General features: G+C 62.7%; 20 protein-coding genes and 2 pseudogenes. 16 read left to right on the top strand and 6 right to left on the bottom strand.

Features of this window, described 5'->3' with window-relative positions:
- Positions 1-69: 69 nt before the first annotated feature.
- The gene (gene guaB / locus AERO9A_RS18730; protein ID WP_159973422.1) at positions 70-1,539 is read left to right on the top strand and encodes an IMP dehydrogenase; all 1,470 of its coding nucleotides are present in this window, start codon (positions 70-72) and stop codon (positions 1,537-1,539) included.
- A 74-nt stretch (positions 1,540-1,613) separates the two neighbouring features.
- Positions 1,614-3,191 carry a glutamine-hydrolyzing GMP synthase gene (guaA, locus tag AERO9A_RS18725; RefSeq protein ID WP_159973421.1) on the top strand — a complete coding sequence of 526 codons (1,578 nt, stop codon included), beginning with the start codon at positions 1,614-1,616 and terminating at the stop codon, positions 3,189-3,191.
- Positions 3,192-3,319: 128 nt separating this feature from the next.
- Here the strand turns inward: guaA and AERO9A_RS18720 are convergent, their stop codons facing one another.
- On the bottom strand, positions 3,320-3,526 hold the full coding sequence (locus tag AERO9A_RS18720) for a hypothetical protein (RefSeq protein WP_159973420.1): 207 nt from the start codon (positions 3,524-3,526) through the stop codon (positions 3,320-3,322).
- A complete protein-coding gene (gap, locus tag AERO9A_RS18715; protein ID WP_159973419.1) occupies positions 3,513-4,514 on the bottom strand; it encodes a type I glyceraldehyde-3-phosphate dehydrogenase in 1,002 nt (333 codons plus the stop codon). The genes AERO9A_RS18720 and gap overlap by 14 nt, the downstream gene beginning before the upstream one ends.
- A 128-nt stretch (positions 4,515-4,642) precedes the next feature.
- On the opposite strand from gap, the gene edd reads away from it, so the two are divergent.
- The 4 genes and pseudogenes from edd to AERO9A_RS22550 form a co-directional block, all read left to right on the top strand.
- The gene (edd, locus tag AERO9A_RS18710; RefSeq protein WP_159973418.1) at positions 4,643-6,472 is read left to right on the top strand and encodes a phosphogluconate dehydratase; all 1,830 of its coding nucleotides are present in this window, start codon (positions 4,643-4,645) and stop codon (positions 6,470-6,472) included.
- On the top strand, positions 6,469-7,437 hold the full coding sequence (locus AERO9A_RS18705; RefSeq protein WP_159973417.1) for a glucokinase: 969 nt from the start codon (positions 6,469-6,471) through the stop codon (positions 7,435-7,437). Before edd ends, AERO9A_RS18705 begins: the two co-directional genes overlap by 4 nt.
- Before the next feature lie 37 nt (positions 7,438-7,474).
- Positions 7,475-7,851 (top strand): annotated as a pseudogene (locus tag AERO9A_RS18700) (winged helix-turn-helix domain-containing protein); the annotation flags it as partial.
- Positions 7,832-7,918: pseudogene (locus AERO9A_RS22550) on the top strand (porin); the annotation flags it as partial. The pseudogenes AERO9A_RS18700 and AERO9A_RS22550, both read left to right, overlap by 20 nt.
- Positions 7,919-8,013: 95 nt before the next feature.
- Here the strand turns inward: AERO9A_RS22550 and AERO9A_RS18695 are convergent.
- The gene (locus AERO9A_RS18695) at positions 8,014-8,874 is read right to left on the bottom strand and encodes a MurR/RpiR family transcriptional regulator (protein WP_178111159.1); all 861 of its coding nucleotides are present in this window, start codon (positions 8,872-8,874) and stop codon (positions 8,014-8,016) included.
- Positions 8,875-9,049: 175 nt separating this feature from the next.
- On the opposite strand from AERO9A_RS18695, the gene zwf reads away from it, so the two are divergent.
- From zwf to AERO9A_RS18660, 7 genes are all read left to right on the top strand, one after another.
- Positions 9,050-10,519, top strand: coding sequence for a glucose-6-phosphate dehydrogenase (gene zwf / locus AERO9A_RS18690; protein ID WP_159973415.1), 1,470 nt, complete (start codon positions 9,050-9,052; stop codon positions 10,517-10,519).
- On the top strand, positions 10,506-11,219 hold the full coding sequence (gene pgl, locus AERO9A_RS18685; protein WP_159973414.1) for a 6-phosphogluconolactonase: 714 nt from the start codon (positions 10,506-10,508) through the stop codon (positions 11,217-11,219). The genes zwf and pgl overlap by 14 nt, the downstream gene beginning before the upstream one ends.
- Before the next feature lie 20 nt (positions 11,220-11,239).
- The gene (locus tag AERO9A_RS18680; protein ID WP_256666005.1) at positions 11,240-11,887 is read left to right on the top strand and encodes a bifunctional 4-hydroxy-2-oxoglutarate aldolase/2-dehydro-3-deoxy-phosphogluconate aldolase; all 648 of its coding nucleotides are present in this window, start codon (positions 11,240-11,242) and stop codon (positions 11,885-11,887) included.
- A gap of 105 nt (positions 11,888-11,992) precedes the next feature.
- Entirely contained in the window at positions 11,993-13,366 is a 1,374-nt protein-coding gene (locus AERO9A_RS18675) for a multicopper oxidase family protein (protein WP_159973413.1), read from the top strand.
- A 217-nt stretch (positions 13,367-13,583) separates the two neighbouring features.
- Positions 13,584-14,840 carry an amino acid permease gene (locus tag AERO9A_RS18670; RefSeq protein WP_159973412.1) on the top strand — a complete coding sequence of 419 codons (1,257 nt, stop codon included), beginning with the start codon at positions 13,584-13,586 and terminating at the stop codon, positions 14,838-14,840.
- 79 nt (positions 14,841-14,919) lie between these two features.
- Positions 14,920-15,396, top strand: coding sequence for a tRNA adenosine(34) deaminase TadA (tadA, locus tag AERO9A_RS18665; protein WP_159973411.1), 477 nt, complete (start codon positions 14,920-14,922; stop codon positions 15,394-15,396).
- A 45-nt stretch (positions 15,397-15,441) separates the two neighbouring features.
- Positions 15,442-15,897, top strand: coding sequence for a hypothetical protein (locus AERO9A_RS18660; RefSeq protein ID WP_372239708.1), 456 nt, complete (start codon positions 15,442-15,444; stop codon positions 15,895-15,897).
- A gap of 6 nt (positions 15,898-15,903) precedes the next feature.
- Here AERO9A_RS18660 and mltF read toward each other — a convergent pair whose 3' ends face one another.
- Positions 15,904-17,370: a membrane-bound lytic murein transglycosylase MltF gene (mltF, locus tag AERO9A_RS18655; protein ID WP_159973410.1), complete on the bottom strand. Its 1,467-nt coding sequence runs from the start codon at positions 17,368-17,370 to the stop codon at positions 15,904-15,906.
- Positions 17,371-17,538: 168 nt separating this feature from the next.
- Here mltF and purL point away from each other — a divergent pair, with 168 nt between their 5' ends.
- Together purL and AERO9A_RS18645 are read left to right on the top strand one after the other, a co-directional pair.
- Entirely contained in the window at positions 17,539-21,435 is a 3,897-nt protein-coding gene (gene purL, locus AERO9A_RS18650; protein WP_159973409.1) for a phosphoribosylformylglycinamidine synthase, read from the top strand.
- A 513-nt stretch (positions 21,436-21,948) separates the two neighbouring features.
- Entirely contained in the window at positions 21,949-22,266 is a 318-nt protein-coding gene (locus AERO9A_RS18645) for a YqfO family protein (RefSeq protein ID WP_159973408.1), read from the top strand.
- Between the two features lie 45 nt (positions 22,267-22,311).
- On the opposite strand, the gene AERO9A_RS18640 is transcribed toward AERO9A_RS18645, so the two are convergent.
- Both AERO9A_RS18640 and AERO9A_RS18635 read right to left on the bottom strand, forming a co-directional pair.
- Positions 22,312-22,815 carry a murein L,D-transpeptidase family protein gene (locus AERO9A_RS18640; RefSeq protein WP_159973407.1) on the bottom strand — a complete coding sequence of 168 codons (504 nt, stop codon included), beginning with the start codon at positions 22,813-22,815 and terminating at the stop codon, positions 22,312-22,314.
- A 17-nt stretch (positions 22,816-22,832) separates the two neighbouring features.
- Positions 22,833-23,387 (bottom strand): NUDIX hydrolase, encoded by a 555-nt coding sequence (locus AERO9A_RS18635; RefSeq protein ID WP_159973406.1) that lies wholly within the window; start codon positions 23,385-23,387, stop codon positions 22,833-22,835.
- Between the two features lie 189 nt (positions 23,388-23,576).
- Here AERO9A_RS18635 and AERO9A_RS18630 point away from each other — a divergent pair, with 189 nt between their 5' ends.
- Positions 23,577-24,179 carry a CoA pyrophosphatase gene (locus tag AERO9A_RS18630; RefSeq protein WP_159973405.1) on the top strand — a complete coding sequence of 201 codons (603 nt, stop codon included), beginning with the start codon at positions 23,577-23,579 and terminating at the stop codon, positions 24,177-24,179.

Raw genomic sequence — 24,179 nt, 5'->3', positions numbered from 1 at the left:
TGCATTGAGTGCAGTGAGGTCGCTGGGTATAATGCCGCGCTTCTTATTTTTCCCGCTCGGGAGCCCGCCATGCTGCGCATCAGCCAAGAAGCACTCACCTTCGACGACGTCCTGCTCATTCCCGGTTATTCCGAGGTTCTGCCCAAGGATGTCAGCCTCAAGACCCGCCTGACGCGCGGTATCGAACTGAATATCCCGCTGCTGTCCGCCGCCATGGACACGGTGACCGAGGCACGCCTGGCCATCGCCATGGCGCAGGAAGGCGGCATCGGCATCATCCACAAGAACATGACCATCGAGCAGCAGGCTGCCGAAGTGCGCAAGGTCAAGAAGTTCGAGGCCGGCGTGGTCAAAGACCCCATCACCATCGAAGCCGATGCCACCGTGCGTGATCTGTTCGAGCTGACCCGTCAGAACAACATTTCCGGCGTGCCGGTGCTGTCCAACGGTGATCTGGTCGGTATCGTCACCTCCCGCGACGTGCGCTTCGAAAATCGCCTCGACGCCCTGGTGCGTGACGTGATGACCCCCAAAGAGCGCCTGGTCACCGTCAAGGAAGGCGCCACCAAGGAAGCCGTGCGCGACCTGCTACACAAGCACCGTATCGAGAAAGTGCTGATCGTCGACGACGTCTTTGCGCTCAAGGGCATGATGACCGTCAAGGACATCGAAAAGGCCAAGGCCTACCCGCTGGCGAGCAAGGACGACCAGGGGCGTCTGCGCGTCGGCGCCGCCGTCGGCACTGGCGCCGATACGGGTGACCGTGTGGCGGCTCTGGCTGCCGCTGGCGTCGACGTGATCATCGTTGACACCGCGCACGGTCACTCCAAGGGCGTGATCGACCGCGTGCGTTGGGTCAAGCAGAACTTCCCGGACGTGCAGGTGATTGGCGGCAACATCGCCACCGGCGCTGCCGCACTGGCGCTGGTTGAAGCCGGTGCTGACGGCGTCAAGGTCGGCATCGGCCCAGGCTCGATCTGCACCACGCGCATCGTTGCCGGTGTTGGTGTTCCGCAAATCTCCGCCGTGGCTAACGTCGCTGCCGCGCTGGCTGGCACGGGTGTGCCGCTGATCGCTGACGGCGGTATCCGTTTCTCCGGTGACCTGTCCAAGGCCATCGTCGCTGGCGCGTCTGCCGTGATGATCGGCTCCATGCTGGCTGGCACCGAAGAAGCGCCGGGCGAAGTCGAACTGTTCCAGGGTCGTTCCTACAAGGCCTACCGTGGCATGGGTTCGCTGGGCGCTATGGCGCAGGCGCAAGGTTCCTCCGACCGTTACTTCCAGGACTCATCGGCTGGCGCCGAGAAACTGGTGCCGGAAGGTATCGAAGGCCGCGTGCCGTACAAGGGCGCCATGGCCGCCATCGTCCACCAGTTGATGGGTGGCCTGCGTGCCTCCATGGGCTACACCGGCTGCGCTACCGTCGACGAGATGCGTACCAAGCCGGAGTTCGTCCGTATCACTGGCGCCGGCATGGCCGAGTCGCACGTGCACGATGTGCAGATCACCAAGGAAGCGCCCAACTATAGAGTTGGTTGATTCGCCGCAATGTATGAATAACGGGGCTGTTCGATCAGCCCCGTGTCATTTGTGAATACCTACGAGAGACGGCCATGGCCCACGACATTCACGCCCACCGCATCCTCATTCTGGACTTCGGTTCCCAGTACACCCAACTGATCGCCCGTCGCGTGCGCGAGATCGGCGTCTATTGCGAACTGCACCCCTGGGACATGAGCGACGAGGACATTCGCGCCTTCGCCCCGCGCGGCATTATCCTCGCAGGCGGCCCGGAGTCAGTGCACGAGGCCAACAGCCCGCGCGCTCCGCAGGCCGTGTTCGACCTCAACGTGCCGGTGCTGGGCATCTGCTACGGCATGCAGACCATGGCCGAGCAGCTTGGCGGCAAGGTGGAAGGTTCTGACCTGCGTGAGTTCGGCTACGCCCGTGTCGACGTGGTCGGCAAGAGCGAGCTGCTGGCCGGCATCGAAGACCATGTCGACGCCGACGGCGTACTGGGCCTCGATGTGTGGATGAGCCACGGCGACAAGGTCACCCGTATGCCGGAAGGCTTCCACGTGCTGGCCAGCACCCCAAGCTGCCCGATCGCCGCCATGTGCGACGACACTCGCCACTACTACGGCGTGCAGTTCCACCCGGAAGTGACCCACACCAAGCAGGGTGGTCGCATCCTCTCGCGCTTCGTGCTGGAAATCGCGGGTTGTGAAGCCCTGTGGACCCCGGCCAACATCGTCGAAGACGCAGTTGCTGCGGTACGCGCCCAGGTTGGCGATGCCAACGTCCTGCTCGGCCTGTCCGGCGGTGTGGACTCCTCGGTGGTTGCGGCGCTGCTGCACAAGGCCATCGGCGATCAACTGACCTGCGTGTTCGTCGACAATGGCCTGCTGCGCCTGCACGAGGGTGACCAAGTCATGGCCATGTTCGCCGAGAACATGGGCGTCAAGGTGATTCGCGCCAACGCCGAAGAGCAGTTCCTCGGTAATCTGGCTGGCGAAGCCGACCCGGAGAAGAAGCGCAAGATCATCGGTCGCACCTTCATCGACGTGTTTGATGCCGAGGCCAGCAAACTGGACAACATCCAGTTCCTCGCCCAAGGCACCATCTACCCAGACGTGATCGAGTCGGCTGGCGCCAAGAGCGGCAAGGCCCACGTGATCAAGAGCCACCACAACGTCGGCGGCCTGCCCGAGGAAATGAACCTCAAACTGGTCGAACCGCTGCGCGAACTGTTCAAGGACGAAGTGCGCAAGATCGGTCTGGAGCTGGGCCTGCCCTACGACATGGTCTACCGCCACCCGTTCCCGGGGCCGGGTCTGGGCGTGCGTATCCTCGGCGAAGTGAAGAAGGAATATGCCGACATCCTGCGCCGCGCTGACCACATCTTCATCGAAGAACTGCGCAAGGCCGACTGGTACCACAAGACCAGCCAGGCCTTCGTGGTGTTCCAGCCGGTGAAATCGGTCGGCGTGGTCGGTGACGGCCGCCGCTACGCTTGGGTCGTCGCCCTGCGCGCCGTGGAAACCGTGGACTTCATGACCGCTCGCTGGGCGCACCTGCCCTACGAGCTGCTGGAAACCGTCAGCGGCCGCATCATCAACGAAATCGACGGCATCTCCCGCGTCACCTACGACGTGTCGAGCAAGCCGCCAGCGACCATCGAGTGGGAATGATCCCGCAGCGGTAAATGAAAAAAACCGGCTTCGGCCGGTTTTTTTATGCCTTGGATAAAGGGCGTCAGCGAGCCGAGCGTTGGCGCTCCCGGCTGCGATAGTGGTCGAGCAGTGGCTGCCCGCCCCGTTCATCGATGCTGCGGGCGAAAGATCCCGAAGGACAGCATGCGTTTTTCCGCCAGTATGTAGCGCCCCTGTGCGCTGCGGTTGCTGGCTGCAGTGATATGCGCCTGCGCCACTTTGCGCACGTCCACGGCGGGTATGCCGTCGAGGAAATAGCGCCTTAGCATCTCGTCCAGGATGAACAGGCAATCACTGCTCTCACTTCGCCGCATGCGCCGCCAGGCAGGTATCGAGCATGCGGTTGGAGAAGCCCCATTCGTTGTCGTACCAGGCCAGCACCTTGACCAGGCGGCCGTTCACCTTGGTGTGGTTGGCGTCGAAGATCGACGACAGCGGGTTGTGGTTGAAGTCGCACGACACCAGCGGTAGCGGGTTGTAGCCCAGCACCTTCGAGCCTTCGGCGGCGGCACGCAGCAGGGCGTTGATCTCTTCGGCGCGGGTGTCGCGTTGTACCTGCACGGTCAGATCCACCAGCGATACGTTGATCACCGGCACGCGCACGGCCATGCCAGTCAGGCGTCCGGCCAGTTCCGGCAGTACCAGGCCGACCGCTTCGGCCGCGCCAGTCTTGGTGGGGATCATCGACTGGGTGGCCGAGCGGGCGCGGAACAGGTCGCTGTGGTAGACGTCGGAGAGGTTCTGGTCGTTGGTGTAGGCGTGGATGGTGGTCATCAGCCCGCTTTCGATGCCCAGTTCACGTTGCAGCACTTGGGCTACCGGCGCCAGGCAGTTGGTGGTGCAGGAGGCATTGGAGATTATCTGTTGATCGGCGCGCAGGCTGTCTTCATTGACCCCGTAGACGATGGTGGCATCGGCGCCTTTGGCAGGCGCGGAGATGATCACTTTGCGCGCGCCTGCGGCCAGGTGCGCGGCGGCTTTGTCGCGCTCGGTGAACAGGCCGGTGCATTCGAATACCACGTCGACATCCAGGGCTTTCCAGGGCAGCTCGGCGGGGTTGCGAATGGCGCTGACGGCGATGGCGTCGCCATTGACGATCAGGCTCTGCCCGTCGGTCTCGACCGATGCAGCGAAAATGCCGTGTACGCTGTCGTATTTGAGCAGGTGGGCGTTGATGGCGCTGTCGCCCAGGTCGTTGATCGCGACGATTTGCAGGTGTTCGCGGTAGTTCTGGGTGTAGAGGGCGCGCAAGACGTTGCGGCCGATGCGTCCGAAACCGTTGATGGCAATTTTAAGTGTCATGGAGGTTGTCTCGTTTTGTTGTTTTAAAACAAGATTATTCCCGTGAAGCTAGAAATCAAGCACTTTAGCTGTCAGTATTTTGATAAAAATACAATTTAATGGCTGTTCGATAGCCTGGAGTCGAAACCATGCATCCCCGCATTCTTGAGGTCACCGAGCGCCTCATTGCCCGTAGCCGTGCGACCCGTGAGCGTTATCTGGCGCAGATGGCCGCTGCCGACAGCCAGGGCCCGCACCGTGGTTCGCTGCAATGTGCGAACTTCGCGCATGGCGTGGCAGGCTGTAATTCCGCTGGCGACAAGCAGCGCCTGCGGATGATGAACGAGGCTAACGTCGGCATCGTCACGGGCTATAACGACATGCTCTCGGCGCATCAGCCCTACGAGCACTACCCGGAGATGATCAAGCAGGCGCTGCGCGCCGTCGGCTCGGTCGGGCAGGTGGCCGGCGGCGTGCCGGCCATGTGCGATGGCGTGACTCAGGGTGAGCCGGGCATGGAGCTGAGCCTGGCCAGCCGTGAGGTGATCGCCATGTCCACCGCCGTGGCGCTGTCGCACAACATGTTCGATGCGGCGATGCTGCTGGGTATCTGCGACAAGATCGTGCCGGGGCTGATGATTGGCGCCTTGCGCTTTGGCCATTTGCCGATGATTTTCGTGCCGGGTGGGCCGATGCCTTCGGGTATTCCCAATAAGGAAAAGGCTGCCGTGCGCCAGCTTTACGCCGAGGGCAAGGCGAGCCGCGAAGAGCTGCTGGAGTCGGAGATGAAGTCCTACCACAGCCCAGGTACCTGCACCTTCTATGGCACCGCCAATACCAATCAGGTGGTCATGGAAATCATGGGCTTGCACCTGCCGGGCTCGTCCTTCGTCAACCCTTACACGCCGCTGCGTGATGCGCTGACCGCCGAGGCCGCGCATCAGGTGGTGCGTTTGACGCGCCAGGGCGGCGAGTACACGCCGCTGTGCCGGATCATCGACGAGAAGGCCATCGTCAACTCGGTGGTGGCGCTCAATGCCACGGGCGGCTCGACCAATCACACCCTGCATATTCCCGCGTTCGCCCGTGCCGCCGGTATCCACCTGATCTGGCAGGACATGGCGGATATTTCCGCGGTGACGCCGACGTTGGCCAAGGTGTATCCCAATGGCCAGGCGGACGTGAATCACTTCCACGCCTGCGGCGGCGTGCCGTTTATGGTGCGTACCCTGCTCGAAGCCGGTCTGTTGCATGAGGATGTGTACACCGTGGCGGGTCATGGGCTGTCGCGCTACACCCGCGAACCCTTCCTTGAGGATGGGCGGCTGGTTTGGCGTGAAGGTCCGCAGCAAAGCCTGGATCGCGACATTCTGCGCAGCGCGGCTGAGGCCTTCTCGGCGGAGGGCGGGCTGCGTGTGCTGCAGGGCAATCTCGGCAACGGCGTGGCCAAGGTTTCGGCGGTGGCGCCGGAGCATCAGGTAGTCGAGGCGCCTGCACGGGTATTCGAGAGTCAGGCCGAGCTGGCCGATGCGTTCAAGGCGGGCGAGTTGGAGCGCGACTTCGTAGCGGTGGTGCGTTTCCAGGGCCCCAAGGCCAATGGCATGCCCGAGCTGCACAAGCTCACGCCCTATCTGGGGGTGTTGCAGGATCGCGGCTTCAAGGTGGCGCTGGTCACTGATGGGCGAATGTCGGGGGCTTCGGGCAAGGTGCCGGCGGCTATCCACGTCAGCCCCGAGGCGTGGGATGGCGGGCCACTAGCCCGTGTGCGCGACGGTGATGTGATTCGCGTCGATGGCGTGACGGGGCACTTGCGGGTGCTGGTCGATGAGGCCACCTGGGCGGCTCGCGAGCTGGCGCCGCGCCCGCAGGATACCGGCGTCGGCTGTGGGCGTGAGCTGTTCGCTTTCATGCGTGCCGCCTTCAGCCCGGCGGAGCAGGGCGCCAGTGCCTTCACGGCTGAACTTGAGGCGCTGCGATGAGTGTGGTGCTGGTCGGTGATATCGGCGGCACCAATGCGCGTTTCGCCCTGTGGCGTGAGGGTCGTCTCGACGCTGTTCGGGTATCGGCGACGGCGGATTACGCCACGCTGGAGCTGGCCGTCCGCGCCTACATGACGGCACAGGGGTTGGCGCCAGGTGATGTGCCGACCATCTGCCTGGCGTGCGCCGGGCCGGTGGAGGCTGACCCGTTTCGCTTCACCAACAACCCCTGGAGCATCGACCGCGCGGCCTTCTGCGCGGCGCTGCAGGTGCGCGAGTTGCTGCTGATCAATGACTTTTCGGCCATGGCCCTGGGCATGACGTGCCTGCGTGATGACGAGCGCATCAGCGTCTGCCCTGGTGTGGCTGAGCCGGGTCGCCCGCAGGTGGTGATTGGTGCAGGCACCGGCCTGGGCGTCGGTACGCTGCTGGCGTTGCCGGGTGGTGGCTGGCATGCCCTGCCGGGCGAGGGTGGGCACGTCGATTTGCCGATTGGCAGTGCGCGTGAGGCGCAGCTCTGGCGGGCCCTGCATGCGCAGCTCGGGCATGTCAGCGCCGAGGCTGGCGCGCTCAGTGGCAATGGTTTGCTGGCGCTGTACCGCGCCACTTGCGCCGTGGACGGCCAGGCGCCGTTGCTGCACAGTGCCGCGCAGATCACCGGCGCGGCGCTGGAGGGCGATGCGCTGGCAGCCAGTGTGCTGGAAAGCTTCTGTTGCCTGCTGGGACGGGTGGCCGGTAATAACGTCCTCACGTTGGGCGCGCGTGGCGGCGTGTATATCGCGGGCGGCATGGTGCCGCGTTTCGCCGAGTTCTTTATGGCCAGCGGTTTTGCTCGCAGCATGCGTGATAAAGGCTGTATGAGCGGTTATTTCGATGGGCTGCCAGTGTGGTTGGTGACGGCTGAGTATCCTGGGCTGATGGGCGCGGGTGTTGCAGCCGAGCAGCATCTGGCAAGGAGTCGATAGCCGCTGTCGGTGTGTACATGGCGCTGCATGACAATTACTCGGTAAACCTTTCAACCCGCGTGAATTGCTGGCGCGTATCAAGGCGCTGCTGCGCCGTGTGCACGGGCACCTGAAGTGCTGCTTTTCGATGAGTGGCGCCTGGATACGGTCAGTCATCGTTTGTTTCACCTGGATGGCGAGGAGGTGCTGCTCTCGGGCGCCGACTTCGCCCTGCTCAAGCTGTTTCTCGACCACCCGCAGCAGATTCTCGACCGCGACGCCATCGGCAACGCCGCCCGTGGCCGCGAGATGAAGCCGCTGGAGCGCGTCGTCGACATGGCCGTCAGCCGCCTGCGTCAGCGCTTGCGTGATACCGACAAACCACCGCGGCTGATCTGCACCGTGCGCGGCAGTGGCTACCAATCTGCTGGCCGAAGGCTCGGCCCTGTCGGATACCGGCGCCTTCGGCAGTTCACGCAACGGCTCCAACTTCGGCGTCTAGGTGGAGTGCTGGTGGAAATAAGCGGCAAGCTGCAAGCCTTGTAGGGCGAATTCATTCACGATGGGGCGAGCCCGTGTCGACCGTCTGTCTTGCCGCTACATTGGCTCCTCGCCAGCCGGGTAACGGCTGGCGTTGAGGCTCTCCTTGATCTTGCGTAGGTGCGGTTGAAAATCCACGCCACGGCGCAGGGTCATGCCGGTGGCCAGTACGTCGAGCACGGTGAGCTGGATGATGCGTGAGGTCATCGGCATATAGATGTCGGTGTCCTCGGGCAGTGGAATGTGCAGGCTCAGGCTGCTGGTCTGGGCCAGCGGTGAGCCGGCCGCAGTCAGGCCGAGGACCGAGGCGCCGTTCTCCCTTGCCAGGCGCGCCACTTCCACCAACTCGCGGGTGCGCCCGGTGTAGGAGATGATCACGAACAGGTCGCCAGTGTGTGCTACCGAGGCCAGCATGCGCTGCATCAGCACATCGGCATGGGCCGACACTGCCAGGTTGAAGCGGAAGAACTTGTGCTGCGCATCGAGCGCCACCGGAGCTGAAGCGCCGAGCCCGAAGAAGTGGATCTGCCGGGCCTGGATCAGCATGTCCACGGCGCGGCTGACCTGGTTCGGATCCAGGCTCTGGCAGGCGCTGTCGAGCGAGGCGATGGCGCTGCCGAAAATCTTGCGCATGTAGGCTTCGGGGCCGTCATCGGCCTCCACTGCCTGGCTGACGTAGGCTGCACCGCTGGCCAAGCTCTGCGCCAGTTGCATCTTCAGCTCGGGGTAGCCGTTGACGCCGAAGGAGCGGCAGAAGCGGTTAACTGTCGGTTCGCTGACCTGCGCGGTTTGGGCGAGGGCGGCGATACTCAGGCGAGTAGCTTGCTGCGGGTTGTGCAGTATCACTTCGGCGACTTTGCGTTCGGCTTTGTTCAGGCTTTCGAGGCGGCCTTGAATCTGCTCGAGAAGATTGCGCACGCGATCCATTGTTGTCCTTGTCCGGTTGAGGGCGGAGTCCATCCTAAGCTGGGGCTCTCTGGCTGGCTACCGTTAAGCGTTATCCGAATTAATGTTGTGTTTATTACTACATTGCGATTGCCAAGATTGGGATTAGTCGCTATCAATAGCGTAACTTGATAGAAGAACCAAGATCATGCCTGTTATGTCCGTTGAACCCTGTACTTTCGCTCTGTTCGGCGCTTTGGGCGACCTGGCGCTGCGTAAGCTGTTTCCTTCTCTGTACCAGCTTGACCGCGCGGGTCTGTTGCATGAGGACACTCAGCTTCTGGCCCTGGCTCGTGACACGGGTGATGCCAGCGTGCACCTGGGCGTGATTGAGCAGCACCTGCGTCGCTATCTGCCGCCCAACGAGTTGGATGAGGCGCTGTTGCAGCGCTTTGTGGCGCGCATGCGTTACCTGAGCATGGAGTTTCTACCGCCCGATGGCTACCCGCAGCTTGCCGAGATGGTGGGCCGGGGGCGTCAATTGATCGCCTACTTCGCCACGCCTGCCTCGGTGTATGGCGGTATTTGCGCGAACCTGGCTGCCGCCGACCTGGCCGAAAGCACTCGTGTGGTGCTGGAAAAACCCATCGGCCATGACCTGCAATCGTCGCGTGCGGTCAATGATGCCGTGGCGGCGTACTTTCCCGAAACGCAGGTCTACCGTATCGATCACTACCTGGGCAAGGAAACGGTGCAGAACCTGATTGCCCTGCGCTTTGCCAATAGCCTGTTCGAGACCCAGTGGAACCAGAACCACATCACCCACGTTGAAATCACCGTGGCTGAGAAGGTCGGCATCGAAGGTCGCTGGGGCTACTTCGACAAGGCCGGGCAACTGCGTGACATGATCCAGAATCACCTGTTGCAACTGCTTTGCCTGATCGCCATGGATCCGCCGCGCGAGCTTTCAGCCGATGCCATTCGTGACGAGAAGGTCAAGGTGCTGCGGGCGCTGGAGCCGATCAGTGCCGAGCAGATGTCGCAGCAGGTGGTGCGCGGCCAATACGTGGCCGGCATCAGCGATGGCAAGGCGGTGCCAGGGTATCTGGAGGAAGACAACGCCAATGCCGAGAGTGACACGGAAACTTTTGTTGCATTGCGTGCCGATATCCGCAACTGGCGCTGGGCTGGCGTGCCCTTTTACTTGCGCACCGGTAAGCGTATGGCACAGAAGCTGTCGCAGATCGTCATTCACTTCAAGGAGCCGCCGCACTACATCTTCGCCCCCGAGCAGCGTCAGTTGATCGGCAACAAGCTGATCATCCGCCTGCAGCCGGACGAGAGCATTTCCCTGCAGGTAATGACCAAGGATCAGGGCCTGGACAAGGGCATGCAACTGCGTAGTGGCCCGCTGCAACTGAACTTCTCCACCGCCTATGGCCGCGAGCGCATTCCCGATGCCTACGAGCGGCTGCTGCTGGAGGTGATGCGCGGTAATCAGAACCTGTTCGTGCGCAAGGATGAAATCGAACATGCCTGGCACTGGTGCGATCAGTTGATCGCCGGTTGGCAGAAGCTCGGCGACTCGCCCAAGCCTTACGTTGCCGGCACCTGGGGGCCAATGAGTTCGATTGCCCTGACCACTCGCGATGGATGGGCTTGGTATGGCGATCTCTGATCTGAATTTGCCCGCAGGTGTGCTGGCGCACAGCCTGGCGCGTGCACCGCTGCTGGCCACGGCACTGGCTGAACGGGTCGCCGAGGCGCTGCGCGAGGCCATCGCCAGTCAGGGGCGCGCCACGCTGGTGGTCTCCGGTGGGCGCAGTCCGGTGGCATTTTTCGAGGCGCTATCGGCGCAGCCCTTGCCCTGGAGCAAGGTGTTGGTGAGTCTTGCCGACGAGCGCTGGGTGCCGACCGTACATGCCGACAGTAACGAGGCGTTGGTGCGCCGTCATCTTCTGCAGGGGGCGGCTGCCCAGGCGCAGTTTCTTGGCCTTTATCGCAGCGCGGGCAGTCTCGCCGAGGCCGCCGAGCTGACCGAACAGGCGCTGCATGATCTACCGCCGATCGATGTGCTGGTGCTGGGCATGGGTAGCGATGGCCATACCGCTTCGCTGTTTCCAGGCAGCCCCAACCTGGAGCAGGCGCTGCAGGCCGATTGTCCGCGTCGCTGCCTGCCGATGCTGGCGCCGAGCGTGCCGCATCAGCGTCTGACCCTGACCTTGGCGCAACTGAAGACGGCGCGCCTGACGCTTTTGGCCATCGAGGGGCAGGACAAATTGCGTGTGTTGGCGCAGGCCGCGCAGCAGGCCGACTCTTGGCGCATGCCGATCAGCGCGTTTCTCTGCGCGCCTCTGGAAATCTATTGGTGCCCGTAGGGCCATAAGGAGCGAATTTCATGACGCCTACCACCGCCAGCATGGCCGAGAAAATTGCCAGCATCGATGCACTCTGCGCTCGGGCGCGGATCATGCCGGTGGTCACCATCGCGCGTGAGGAGGACATCCTACCGTTGGCCGATGCACTGGACGCCGGTGGTCTGCAGGTGCTGGAAATCACCCTGCGTTCGCCGCACGGCTTGACTGCCATTCGCCGTCTGCGCCAAGAGCGTCCGCACCTGTGCATTGGCGCCGGCACGGTGCTCAATCCGCAGATGCTCGCTGCGGTGGAGGAAGCTGGCGGGCAGTTCGTGGTCAGCCCCGGCTCCACGGACGAGCTGCTGCACGCCGCGCTGCAAAGCCCGCTGCCGCTGTTGCCTGGAGTTGCCAGTGCGTCGGAGATCATGAGCGGCTACGCCCTGGGCTATCGCCGCTTCAAGCTGTTCCCGGCAGAAGTCTGTGGTGGTGTCGCCGCGCTCAAGGCGTTCGGCGGCCCCTTCGCGGACGTGCGCTTCTGCCCGACGGGCGGCGTGGGCCCGGCTAATCTGCAGCGCTACATGGCGCAGGCCAATGTCATGTGTGTGGGTGGCAGTTGGATGCTCGACAGCTCGGCAGGCTGGGATGCGGTGCGCCAGGCCAGCGCCGAAGCGCTGGCACTGCTGGACTGAGTGCCGTGTTGCCGGGCAGACGTCAAGGCCTTATGCGGCTGGGCAATACCCTCTTGATAATGAGACGATATCGCAATTGAGTAGGTGCGAATCGTCGAGGGTGCAATGGCTTTTTCCCGTAGGCAGGTGCTGGCCGGTCTTGCTGGTCTTGGAGTGGTTGGTCTGGGCGCCGGTGGGGTGCGTTACTGGTTGGGGCGCCCGGAGAACGTGGCAACCCATGACTACGAGTTGATTGCCGCACCGGTCGATCTGGAACTGGTGCCGGGACATACGACGCCTGCCTGGGGGTATGGCGGCCAGGCGCCGGGCGTCGAGTTGCGCTGCCGTCAGGGCGAACGCTTGCGGGTGCGTTTCATCAACAAGCTGGAGCAGCAGAGCACCATTCACTGGCATGGCATCCGCCTGCCATTGGAAATGGACGGTGTGCCTTATGTCTCGCAGGCGCCGGTGCTGCCTGGCGAGTATTTCGATTACGACTTCATCTGCCCGGATGCCGGGAGTTACTGGTATCACCCGCATACCACCAGCGCCGAGCAGCTCGGTCGTGGTCTGGTTGGCCCGTTGATCGTCGAGGAGCGCGAGCCGACGGGGTTTCTCCATGAGCGCACGCTGTGTCTGAAGACCTGGCATGTCGATGAGCAGGGCGCCTTTACGCCGTTCTCGGTGCCGCGCCAGGCTGCACGCGAGGGTACGCGCGGGCGTCTGACCACGATCAATGGCGCGCCCAATCCAACGCTGGAGTTGCCGGCCGGGCAGGTGGTGCGTCTGCGTCTGATCAATCTCGACAACACCGTCACCTATCGCCTCAACCTGCGTGGTGGCGAAGCGCGGATTTATGCCCTGGACGGTAACCCCGTGCAACCGCGGCCGCTCGGCAAGGAGTATTGGCTCGGCCCTGGTATGCGTATCGATCTGGCGCTCAAGGTGCCGGCCGCAGGGCAGACGTTGTCGCTGCGCAACGGGCCGCTGCGCTTGGCCACTATCAAGAGTGCGGCGAGTAGCGAGGTGGCGGGCGACTGGCCGCCTGCGTTACCGGCCAACCCGGTGGCCGAGCCGGATCTGACCAAGGCCGAGACCCTGCGTTTCAACTTCGAGTGGGCGGCGGCGCTGGCTTCGCCTGCCGATGAGGCCGCCGGGCGCTACAAGTATTGGCAGATCAACGGCCAGGCCTGGGATATTCACGACAAGACCTGCGCTGACCGTCCCATCGCGACGCTGAAGAAGGATGGTCACTACATCTTCGTGCTGCGCAACATGGCGCAGTATCAGCACCCGATCCATCTGCACGGTATGTCGTTCAAGGTGCTGGACTCCGACCGTAAGCGGATCATTCCGTACTTCACCGACACCTACCTGCTGGGCAAGAACGAGACGGCACGCATCGCCTTCGTCGCCGATAACCCAGGGGTGTGGATGTTCCACTGCCATGTCATCGATCACATGGAAACCGGGCTTATGGCAGCTATCGCCGTGGTTTAGGGCTGTTTGATGGCCCGCGCGTGGCAAACCTTGTGCTAAGGTGCGCGCCCCCTGTGGTGCAGCCAATTGGTCTGACCATGGGCGTCCTTCGGGCCGTCGCCAGGTGGGTCTGTTGTCCGTTTTGTTTGCGCAATGCCCGTTCACCGTTCAGAACAAAGGCCGTGGCAGTTCGGTTCAGGCCCTCCTGATACGTTGATTTGGTTGTAGAGGTGTTGTGATGAGTGAAACGCAGATCCACCCCGTGACGGGTCAAGCCAGTGCCGAGTCTGTCGGCGCATCTGGGCTTGAGGTTAAACGCCTGAGCTTCCTTGAAGCGGTGGCGATGATCGTGGGCACCAATATCGGTGCTGGCGTCCTTTCGATGGCTTACGCCAGCCGCAAGGCCGGTTTTGTGCCTTTGCTGATCTGGCTGGCTGTTGCGGGTGTTTTCACCACCATCACCATGCTCTACGTTTCAGAAACCGCGCTGCGTACCCGCGCGCACAGTCAGCTCAGTGGTCTGGCCAAGCGCTATGTAGGTTCGTTCGGTTCCTGGGCGATCTTCCTTTCCGTGGCGGTCAACAGCATCGGTGCGCTGATCGCCTATATGAGCGGCAGCGGCAAGATTCTCTCCGCGTTTCTCGGCATCAGCCCGGCGCTGGGCAGCTTGCTGTTCTTCGCCCCGGCGGCACTGGTGCTGTATCTGGGCCTGAGCGCGATCGGCAAGGGTGAGAAGTTCATCAGCATCGGCATGGTCAGCATGATCGTGATTTTGGTGCTCGCGACGCTGATCAACGAGAACACCGATGCGGCGCGTCTGCTCGATGGCGACTGGGTTTACATGGTGCCGGTGTTCAACATTGCCGTGTTCTGCTTCTCGGCGCAGTACATCGTGCCGGAGATGGCCCGTGGTTTTGCCGACCGCCCGCAATTGCTGCCGCGTGCGGTGATTACCGGGATGATCAGCACTTTCGTCCTGCTGGCCATCGTACCGGCTTCGGTGATTGCCCTGACCGGGCTGGAAAGTCAGTCCGAAGTGGCCACTCTGGCCTGGGGCGAGGCGTTGGGGCAGTGGGCGTTCTACACCGCCAACACTTTCGCCCTGTGCGCCATGATGACCTCCTACTGGGGCCTTGGCGGCAGCTTCCTGACCAACATCTTCGACAAATTCCAGTCGCTCGGATCGGAGTCGCAGCCCAAGGCGCGCCTGCTGGTGCTTGGCATGGTGTGCGTGCCGCCGTTCGTGCTGGCCTATAGCGGCATGGTCGGTTTCGTCAACGCGTTGTACTTCGCCGGTGCTTTCAGTGGCGTGATCCTCTCGATCATGCCGATTCTGATGCTGCGCCAGGCGCGCCGCAGCGGTGATCTGCAGCCGGCCTGGCAATGCGGCTGGATCGCCCACCCGGTGCTGCAAGGGGTGATCGTGCTGATCTACCTGGCCAGCGCCTTGTACGCCGTTCTCAGTGCGTTGCAGCTACTGCCCTCAGGCTGGTAAGCGCAGGGCTTTCTTTTAGCGCCGTTGTCTGTACATTCCGCACAGGCAACGGCGCTAGTTGGCATTTCTCGATCCATCCATGAACAGACCTCAGATCATCGACCGCTCGCGTGACGAGCATTTCATGCGCCTGGCGCTCGACCTGGCGCGCCAGGGTGCGGAGCAAGGCGAGGTGCCGGTCGGTGCGCTGCTGGTACAGGATGGCGAGGTGGTTGGTCAGGGTTTCAATTGCCCGATTCTGCGCCATGATCCCAGCGCTCATGCCGAGATGGTGGCGATCCGCGCGGCGGCACAAAGCGTGCAGAACTACCGTCTGCCGGGCAGCACCCTTTACGTGACGCTGGAGCCCTGCAGCATGTGCGCTGGGCTGATCGTGCATGCGCGCATCGCGCGGGTGGTGTATGCCGCCAGCGAGCCGCGCGCGGGGATGGCAGTCAGCCAGGGGCGCTTCTTCGAGCAGGCATTCCTCAATCATCGGGTAATGGTGGAAGGTGGTCTGCTGGCTGAGGAGAGCGGAGCGCTGTTGAAAACATTCTTCAAGGCTCGGCGCGGCTGAGCCAGCCAGTTACAGGGAGTAGTGACGATGAATCGAGCGATGGCGCTGTTGGCGCTGTTGGCGCTGCTGGCGGCTCCGGCATGGGCTGAGTCGCCTGACGTCTATCTATTGGCTACCGTGCAGTTGGGTGGCTCCAGCCTGGCCCAGAGCATCTTCCTGCATGAGCCTGAGATCACCACGCTGCAGGACTGTCAGGCGGCGGTGCGTGACGGCCAGCGCAATCGTGATTGGCTGCGTTACCACCATATCTTTATGCGCGACCGCTTCAAGGGCTTCACTGGGCAGCTCGATTACCGCTGTGTGTTTACGACACACCACTTCAGTGCCTGGAATGATCGCTTGCGCTATAACCAGCCCTACCTGATCGCGGTCGACGAGCAGGCCAATCTTCGCGTCGAACGCATGCCCTCTCAGGCGCAGTGCACCACGGCGCTGGCCGCGCTACCGCAGGCGCGGCGCGCGCAGAGTCGTTGTTCGATGGGGAATCAGAGCCTGCGTTGAGCGCGGTCAGAGCGGTGGGGTTTCGTCTTCAGGCTTGCGCTTGTCGATGCCGGGCATGTGAATGCCACTTTCGGCGACCTCGGTGCCTTCCAGTTGTGGCTGCGTCACCCAGGTGAGGATGTCGTAGTAGCGGCGGATGTTACGCACGAAGTGCACCGGCTCGCCGCCACGGGCATAGCCATACCGCGTCTTGCTGTACCACTGTTTTTGCGCCAGGCGCGGCAGGATCTTCTGCACGTCGGCCCACTTGTTCGGATCCATGCCTTCGGCTTCGGTCAGGCGCCGGGCGTCTTCCAGGTGCCCGCCGCCGACGTTGTAAGCCGCCAGGGCGAACCAGGTGCGATCCGGCTCGGCGATGTCTTCCGGCAACTGGCTGTGCACCTGCAGGAAGTAGCGCGCGCCACCCTCGATGCTTTGTTTGGGGTCCAGGCGATTGGACACGCCGACCGATTGTGCGGTGCGTTGGGTCAGCATCATGAGGCCGCGCACGCCGGTCTTGGAGGTGGCGCCAGGTTGCCACAGCGATTCCTGATAGCCGATGGCGGCCAGCAGGCGCCAATCCACCTGATGGGTGCGTGCCGACTGGCGGAACATCGGCTCGTAGCGCGGCAGGCGTTGCTGCAAGTGCTGGGCGAAGGTGTAGGCACCGACATAGCCAAGCACGTCGACATGGCCGTAGTAACGCTCTTTCAGGCGCTGCAGGGTGCCGTTGGCTTGCGCGCGCTTGAGAAAGGCGTTGATCTCCAGCAGCAGGCTTTCGTCGTCGCCAGCGGCTACCGCCCAGCGCATGCGGTTGGTTTCGCCCAGATCGAAGGCGACGCGTACGTTGGGGAAGTAGACCTGATTCATTGCCAGTTCATTGGAGTCGACCAGCGTAAGGTCGATCTGCCCCTCATCGACCATGCGCAGCAGATCGACCACCTCGACGGCATCGGAAACTTCAAATTGCAGATCCGGCAGTTGCTGCTTGAGTGCGGCCAGTTGCTCGGCATGGCTGCTGCCGGCCAGCACCAGGATGCGCTTGCCGATGAGGTCTTCGGGTTTGGTCGGGCGCGCTTCGCCCTGGCGGTAGACAACCTGCGGAGTCACTTCCAAATACGGAATGGAAAAACGTGCCTGGCGCTGGCGCAGTGGGGTGTCGATCAGACCGGCGGCGGCGAGTACCGGGCCATCTTTGCGGTCGAGGCTGGCAAACAGACCGTCAAGATTGTCGGCGGTTTCGACTTTTAGCTTCAGGCCCAGGTCGGTGGCGAAGCGTTTGGCCAGTTCATACTCGAAACCGGTGGCGCCGTTACGATCCTGGAAGTAGGTCGACGGGCTGTTTCGAGTGACCACGCGCAACTCACCCTCCGCCTTGATCTGCTCTAGTACGCTGGGCTTGTGTTCTTCGCCACAGCCAGCAAGCATCAGGAGGGTTCCAATCGCCAACAGCCTTGTGGCGCAACGCATGCGTATCGCAGGTCGTGCAAACATCGGTGCAGTATACGCAAAGCGCATGAAGTGCCATATCTCGACAGCGACGCGCTTCTCTGCTAGCGCTCGCTCGTCTTCCTGGCGCTCGGTACGGGTGCTGTACGCGCGGCTTTAGGCTAGAATGCACGGCCTCTAAGCACACCCCCTTCTCCAGAGGCTGTCCCGACGATGTTGATTCTGCGCGGCGCTCCCGCTCTTTCCGCTTTCCGCCATGGCAAATTGCTCGAGCAACTGACCAGCAAGGTGCCGGCCGTGACCGGGCTGTACGCCGAGTTCGCACACTTCGCCGATGTCACCGGCGTTCTTACTGCCGATGAAGAGCAGGTGCTGGCGCGCCTGCTCAAGTACGGCCCGAGCGTGCCGGTGCAGGAGCCAAGCGGCAAATTGTTCCTCACCGTGCCGCGTTTCGGCACCATCTCGCCCTGGGCCAGCAAGGCCAGCGACATCGCCCGTAACTGCGGTCTGAGCAAGATCCAGCGCCTGGAGCGTGGCATCGCCTATTACGTGAGCGGCGAGCTGAGCGAAGCCGATAGCGCCACCGTTGCCAGCCTGCTGCACGACCGCATGACTCAGCTCGTGCTGGGCACCCTGGAAGACGCAGGTGCGCTGTTCAGCCATGCTCAGCCCAAACCGCTGACCGCCGTGGACGTGCTCGGTGGTGGTCGTGCCGCCCTTGAGCAGGCTAATCAGGATCTCGGCCTGGCCCTGGCCGAGGACGAAATCGATTACCTGGTCAAGAGCTTCAATGACCTGGGGCGCAATCCGCACGACATCGAACTGATGATGTTCGCCCAGGCCAACTCCGAGCACTGCCGCCACAAGATCTTCAATGCCAGTTGGGACATCGACGGCCAGAGCCAGGACAAATCCCTGTTTGGCATGATCAAGAACACCTACGAGATGAATCGTGAAGGTGTCCTCAGTGCCTACAAGGACAATGCCTCGGTCATCGAAGGCTTTACCGCCGGGCGCTTCTACCCGAACCCGGAGAGCCGTCAGTACGGCGCCAGCATCGAGCCGGTGCATATCCTGATGAAGGTGGAGACGCACAACCACCCGACCGCCATCGCCCCGTTCCCCGGTGCGTCCACCGGTTCCGGTGGTGAGATTCGCGACGAAGGTGCGACTGGTCGCGGCGCCAAGCCCAAGGCTGGCCTGACCGGTTTCTCGGTGTCCAACCTGAACATCCCCGACTTCCTCCAGCCCTGGGAAAAGCCCTACGGCAAGCCCGAGCGCATCGTCAGCGCGCTGGACATCATGATCGAAGGCCCGCTGGGCGGCGCCGCGTTCAACAACGAATTCGGTCGCCCGGCGCTCAACGGCTACTTCCGTACCTTCGAGCAGGCGGTCAGCAGCCCGCGCGGTGAGGAAGTGCGCGGCTACCACAAGCCGATCATGCTCGCCGGTGGCCTCGGCAACATCCGCGAAAATCACGTGCAGAAGGGCGAGATTTCCGTCGGCGCCAAGCTGATCGTGCTCGGCGGCCCGGCCATGCTCATCGGCCTGGGCGGCGGCGCCGCGTCGTCGATGGCCACTGGCGCCAGCTCGGCTGACCTGGACTTCGCCTCGGTACAGCGCGAGAACCCGGAAATGGAGCGCCGCTGCCAGGAGGTCATCGACCGCTGCTGGCAACTGGGCGAGGCCAACCCGATCAAGTTCATCCACGACGTCGGCGCCGGTGGTATCTCCAACGCCCTGCCGGAGCTGATCAACGACGGTGGCCGCGGCGGTCGCTTCGAACTGCGCAACGTGCCCAACGACGAGCCGGGCATGGCTCCGCACGAAATCTGGTGCAACGAGTCGCAGGAGCGCTACGTGCTGAGCGTGGACGCGGCCGACTTCGAGCGCTTCCAGGCCATCTGCGAGCGTGAGCGTTGCCCCTTCGCCGTGGTCGGCGAGGCCACCGCCGAGCCGCACCTGACGGTGACCGACAGCCACTTCAGCAACACCCCGGTGGACATGCCGCTGGAAGTGCTGCTGGGCAAACCGCCGCGCATGCACCGCAGCGTCAGCCGCGAAGCGGAGCAGGGCGATGACTTCGACGCCTCCGGCCTGGATCTGCAGGACGCGGTATCGCGCGTACTGCGCCACCCGGCCGTGGCCAGCAAGAGCTTTTTGATCACCATTGGTGACCGCACCATCACCGGCCTGGTCGCTCGCGATCAGATGGTCGGTCCGTGGCAGGTGCCGGTGGCCGATTGCGCCGTGACCGCCACCAGCTTCGACGTCTACACCGGCGAAGCCATGGCCATGGGCGAGCGCACGCCGTTGGCGCTGCTTGACGCGCCGGCATCCGGCCGCATGGCCGTTGGCGAGACCATCACCAACCTGGCCGCCGCGCGCATCGAAAAACTCTCCGACATCAAACTGTCGGCCAACTGGATGGCCGCTGCCGGTCATCCGGGTGAAGACGCGCGTTTGTACGACACCGTCAAGGCGGTGGGCATGGAATTGTGCCCGGCGCTGGGCATCACCATTCCGGTGGGCAAGGACTCCATGTCCATGAAGACCCGCTGGCAGGACGAAGAAGGCGAGAAGAGTGTGACCTCGCCGTTGTCGCTGGTGATTTCCGGTTTCGCCCCGGTGCAGGACGTGCGCCAGACCCTGACTCCGCAACTGCGTATGGACAAAGGCGAGACGGATCTGATCCTGATTGACCTGGGCCGTGGGCAGGATCGTATGGGGGGCTCGATCCTGGCGCAGACCTATGCGCAGATCGGCCAGAGCGTGCCGGACGTCGACGATGCCGAAGACCTCAAGGCCTTCTTCGCCGTGGTGCAAGGCCTGAACGCCGATGGCCATATCCTTTCCTACCATGACCGTTCCGACGGTGGCCTGCTGACCACCGTACTGGAAATGGCTTTCGCCGGTCACTGTGGTCTGGCGCTGAACCTCGACGCTCTGGCCGATGCCGTGGCCGAGTTGCCAGCCGTGCTGTTCAACGAAGAGCTCGGTGCGGTGATTCAGGTACGCCAGGACGCCACTGCCGAAGTGCTGGCGCAGTTCAGTGCTGCCGGTCTCGACGACTGCGTGGCGGTGATCGGTCAGCCGGTCAACAACGGTGACATCATTGTCAGCTTCCAGGGTGAAGCGGTGTTCACTGGCGAGCGTCGCTTGTTGCAGCGTCAGTGGGCGGAAACCAGCTATCGCATCCAGCGCCTGCGCGACAACGCCCAGTGCGCCGATCAGGAATTCGACCTGCTGCTGGAAGAAGACAACCCCGGTCTGTCGGTCAAGCTCGGCTACGACGTCAATCAGGACATCGCTGCGCCTTACATCAAGAAGGGTGTGCGTCCGCAAGTGGCGATCCTGCGCGAGCAGGGCGTCAACGGCCAGGTAGAAATGGCTGCAGCGTTTGATCGCGTCGGCTTCTCCGCCATCGATGTGCACATGAGCGATATCCTCGCCGGTCGCGTCAACCTGGAAGAGTTCAAGGGCCTGGTGGCCTGCGGTGGCTTCTCCTACGGTGACGTGCTCGGTGCCGGCGAAGGTTGGGCCAAGTCGATCCTGTTCAACACCCGTGCCCGCGAAGGCTTCCAGGCCTTCTTCGAGCGCAAGGACAGCTTCGCCCTCGGCGTGTGCAACGGCTGCCAGATGATGAGCAACCTGCACGAGCTGATCCCTGGCACCGAGTTCTGGCCGCACTTCGTGCGCAACCGCTCCGAGCAGTTCGAGGCGCGCGTGGCCATGGTCCAGGTGCAGGAGTCGGCGTCGATCTTCCTGCAGGGCATGGCAGGTTCGCGCATGCCCATCGCCATCGCCCACGGTGAAGGCCATGCCGAGTTCGAAAGCGAGGAAGCCCTGCTTGAGTCCGATCTGTCCGGCACCGTGGCGCTGCGTTTCGTCGACAACCACGGTAAGGTCACCGAGACCTACCCGGCCAACCCCAACGGTTCGCCGCGCGGGATTACCGGCCTGACTAGCCGAGACGGTCGCGTCACCATCATGATGCCGCACCCGGAGCGCGTGTTCCGCGCCGTGCAGAACTCCTGGCGCCCGGACGAGTGGCAGGAAGATGCTGGCTGGATGCGTATGTTCCGCAACGCCCGAGTGTGGGTGGACTGATAGCGGCCTGCTGACTCCCCTCTCCCGCAAGCGGGAGAGGGGAGTCAGGTGCGTAGCCCGGATGCAATCTGGGAATAATCCCTGCCAAACTCCCCGAATTTCATCCGGCTACGCTGCCATGGCCGAAGAGCTTGCTCCATTTCGCCTGGTTAGCCAGGTGAAAATCATCGCCTGTGCCGCTGCTGGCATTCTCCCGAAATGCCGAACGGCATGCCCGATTGCCAACCGTATCTAGAGTTGCGCCTCACGCGCGAGCAACGTCTGCTCCTGTGTTGCTGCGACCGCTTCACTGATCAGCCCTACTGTGAGTCGCCACAAGCCAGCGGTGCTTGGATGGTGAGATAAGTGGCGGCGATTTCTCCGGCGCCAGTGAACAGGCCAGGCTTGGTCACGGTCGAAAAAGCAGAATGCGGCAGCGCATCAATCATTTTTAGAAGGCGGTCTCTGTATTTGGGAGAGGCTAAATGCCATCATTCCGGCGTCAAAGACTGCCTGTGGTTTGCGGAGAGCTTGATGTACAAACTGTGTTTCTACGTGCCGGAAGCCCATCTGGAACCGGTGAAAAAGGCGGTGTTCGCAGCCGGTGGTGGGCGTGTTGGTCTATACGACAACTGCTGCTGGCAGGTGCTGGGGCGTGGTCAGTTCCGGGCGATGGAGGGCAGTCAGCCCTTCATCGGCGAAGTCGGCAGCATTGAAGAAGTGGCCGAGTGGAAGGTGGAAATGGTCGTTGCCGACGAGTTGATCCACGATGCGGTCAAGGCGTTGAAGCAGAGTCATCCTTACGAGACGCCGGCTTTCGACGTCTGGCGGTTGTCTGACCTGCAGTTCTAATCGATACGAAAAAGGCGCCGATGGCGCCTTTTTCAATGCTGTGGCTCAAGGCCTTATTTCGATAAGGGTGCCGTCTTTGACCAGGCTCCAGACCTCACGAATGTCGGCGTTTTTCATGGCAATGCAGCCTTCTGTCCAGTCCAGGGTGTGGAAGAACCACTCCGGGTACTCCTCATCCACCGGTGTGCCGTGAATCATGATCATGCTGCCCGGCGCTACTCCGGCTTGCTTGGCGCGCGCTAGGTCGCGGGCGTTGGGGTAGGAGATGTGCAGCGATAGCTGGTAGTTGTCGCTGGGCTTGCGCCAGTCGATCCAGTAGAAACCTTCCGGTGTGCGCAGGTCGCCCTCACGCTGCTTGGCGCCAGTGGGTTGTTTGCCGAGGGAGATACGGTAGGTCTTGATGGTTTCTCCTCGCTGCTGCAAGTACAGCTTGCGCTCGGATTTCATCACCAGGACTTTGTCGATCATCTGTGTCTTGTCGACGACGGCGCTACTGGCCAGGGCATTGAGGCTAAGGGTCAGGCAAAGCAGGGTGAGCAGCCGGCGCATCAAGGGCATCCGCAAGGTTAACGGGGTGAGGAACGGGGGCGCAGCGGTTCGAGTGGCTCGTTGCGTACCGGAAAGACGTTCTGCCGACGGTCGGCGAAGAAGCATTCTAAGGTACGGCCTATGGTCGGGAAAGCCAGCTCGGCCCAGGGAATTTCGCTTTCGTCGAATAGCCTGACTTCCAGGCTCTCCTCGCCTGCAGCAAAGTCCAGGTCGACCAGTTCGGCACGGAACAGCATGTACACCTGGCTAATGTGTGGCAGGTCGAACAGGGTGTACAGGCTGAGCGAACGCACTCGGGCGCAGGCCTCTTCTAGTGTTTCGCGGGCGGCGGCCTGTTCGGTGGTTTCGCCGTTTTCCATGAATCCGGCTGGCAGCGTCCAGTAGCCGCGACGGGGTTCGATGGCGCGGCGGCACAGTAGCACTTGCTCGCCCCATACAGGCAGGCAGCCAGCGACGATACGCGGATTTTCGTAGTGCACGGTGGCGCACTGCCCGCATACGTGGCGCGGGCGATTGTCGCCGACCGGGATCATGCGGGTGACGCGATTACCGCACTGGCTGCAGAAGTTCATGTTCTGTCCTCGCTTACTGCGGCTATCTTGCTGGGCCTGTGCCTGCCCGGCAAGCCTGCCGCATATCGGGTCTCAGGGTTGGGCGCTCGGCGCCTTTCGTGCCATGATTCTATGGTCTGTCGTTGCTGCATTCGCCGCTCGCTGCGAAGCGGCAAAAGACCCCTACTACAACAATATGCGAGTGTGCCCATGCAGGATGAGCTGCTCCATCGTGTGCGCGAATACAGCCCGCGCACCCTGGAGACTGAGCGTCAGTTTCCCGAGGCGGCGGTGCTGGTACCCATCACCCGTAGTGAAGATCCAGAGCTGGTGCTGACGCTGCGTGCCAGTGGCCTGTCGACCCATGGCGGCGAAGTGGCTTTTCCCGGTGGACGCCGCGACCCCGAGGATCGCGACCTGATCCACACCGCACTGCGTGAGGCCGAAGAGGAGGTGGGGCTGCCGCCAGGTTTGGTCGAGGTGGTTGGGCCACTCAGCCCACTGCTTTCGCGTCACGGCATTCGGGTCACGCCCTATGTCGGGCTGGTGCCTGATTACGTCGAATATAAGGCCAACGATGCGGAGATCGCTGCGGTGTTCTCGGTGCCGCTGGAGTTCTTCCGTAGCGACCCGCGCGAAGTGACCCACCGTATCGATTACCTCGGGCAGAGTTGGTACGTGCCGTCCTACACCTATGGCGAGTACCGCATCTGGGGGCTGACGGCGATCATGGTGGTGGAACTGGTCAACCTGCTCTACGACGCCAACATCGCCCTGCACCAGCCGCCCGAACATTTCATCCATCTGCGCTGA

It is taken from the genome of Pseudomonas sp. 8Z, from assembly GCF_902506535.1.
In the GTDB taxonomy this organism is placed as follows: Bacteria; Pseudomonadota; Gammaproteobacteria; order Pseudomonadales; family Pseudomonadaceae; genus Aquipseudomonas.
This window is presented reverse-complemented; position numbering and strand designations above follow the sequence as displayed.

Coding starts and splice junctions, on each gene's coding strand:
- AERO9A_RS18630 (WP_159973405.1), top strand. CDS start 23,577: ATGCAGGATGAGCTGCTCCATCGTGTGCGCGAATACAGCCCGCGCACC.
- guaA (WP_159973421.1), top strand. CDS start 1,614: ATGGCCCACGACATTCACGCCCACCGCATCCTCATTCTGGACTTCGGT.
- zwf (WP_159973415.1), top strand. CDS start 9,050: ATGCCTGTTATGTCCGTTGAACCCTGTACTTTCGCTCTGTTCGGCGCT.
- AERO9A_RS18720 (WP_159973420.1), bottom strand. CDS start 3,526: ATGCGGCGAAGTGAGAGCAGTGATTGCCTGTTCATCCTGGACGAGATG.
- AERO9A_RS18675 (WP_159973413.1), top strand. CDS start 11,993: ATGGCTTTTTCCCGTAGGCAGGTGCTGGCCGGTCTTGCTGGTCTTGGA.
- AERO9A_RS18670 (WP_159973412.1), top strand. CDS start 13,584: ATGAGTGAAACGCAGATCCACCCCGTGACGGGTCAAGCCAGTGCCGAG.
- pgl (WP_159973414.1), top strand. CDS start 10,506: ATGGCGATCTCTGATCTGAATTTGCCCGCAGGTGTGCTGGCGCACAGC.
- AERO9A_RS18705 (WP_159973417.1), top strand. CDS start 6,469: ATGAGTGTGGTGCTGGTCGGTGATATCGGCGGCACCAATGCGCGTTTC.
- gap (WP_159973419.1), bottom strand. CDS start 4,514: ATGACACTTAAAATTGCCATCAACGGTTTCGGACGCATCGGCCGCAAC.
- edd (WP_159973418.1), top strand. CDS start 4,643: ATGCATCCCCGCATTCTTGAGGTCACCGAGCGCCTCATTGCCCGTAGC.
- guaB (WP_159973422.1), top strand. CDS start 70: ATGCTGCGCATCAGCCAAGAAGCACTCACCTTCGACGACGTCCTGCTC.
- purL (WP_159973409.1), top strand. CDS start 17,539: ATGTTGATTCTGCGCGGCGCTCCCGCTCTTTCCGCTTTCCGCCATGGC.
- mltF (WP_159973410.1), bottom strand. CDS start 17,370: ATGTTTGCACGACCTGCGATACGCATGCGTTGCGCCACAAGGCTGTTG.
- AERO9A_RS18640 (WP_159973407.1), bottom strand. CDS start 22,815: ATGCGCCGGCTGCTCACCCTGCTTTGCCTGACCCTTAGCCTCAATGCC.
- AERO9A_RS18635 (WP_159973406.1), bottom strand. CDS start 23,387: ATGAACTTCTGCAGCCAGTGCGGTAATCGCGTCACCCGCATGATCCCG.
- tadA (WP_159973411.1), top strand. CDS start 14,920: ATGAACAGACCTCAGATCATCGACCGCTCGCGTGACGAGCATTTCATG.
- AERO9A_RS18680 (WP_256666005.1), top strand. CDS start 11,240: ATGACGCCTACCACCGCCAGCATGGCCGAGAAAATTGCCAGCATCGAT.
- AERO9A_RS18645 (WP_159973408.1), top strand. CDS start 21,949: ATGTACAAACTGTGTTTCTACGTGCCGGAAGCCCATCTGGAACCGGTG.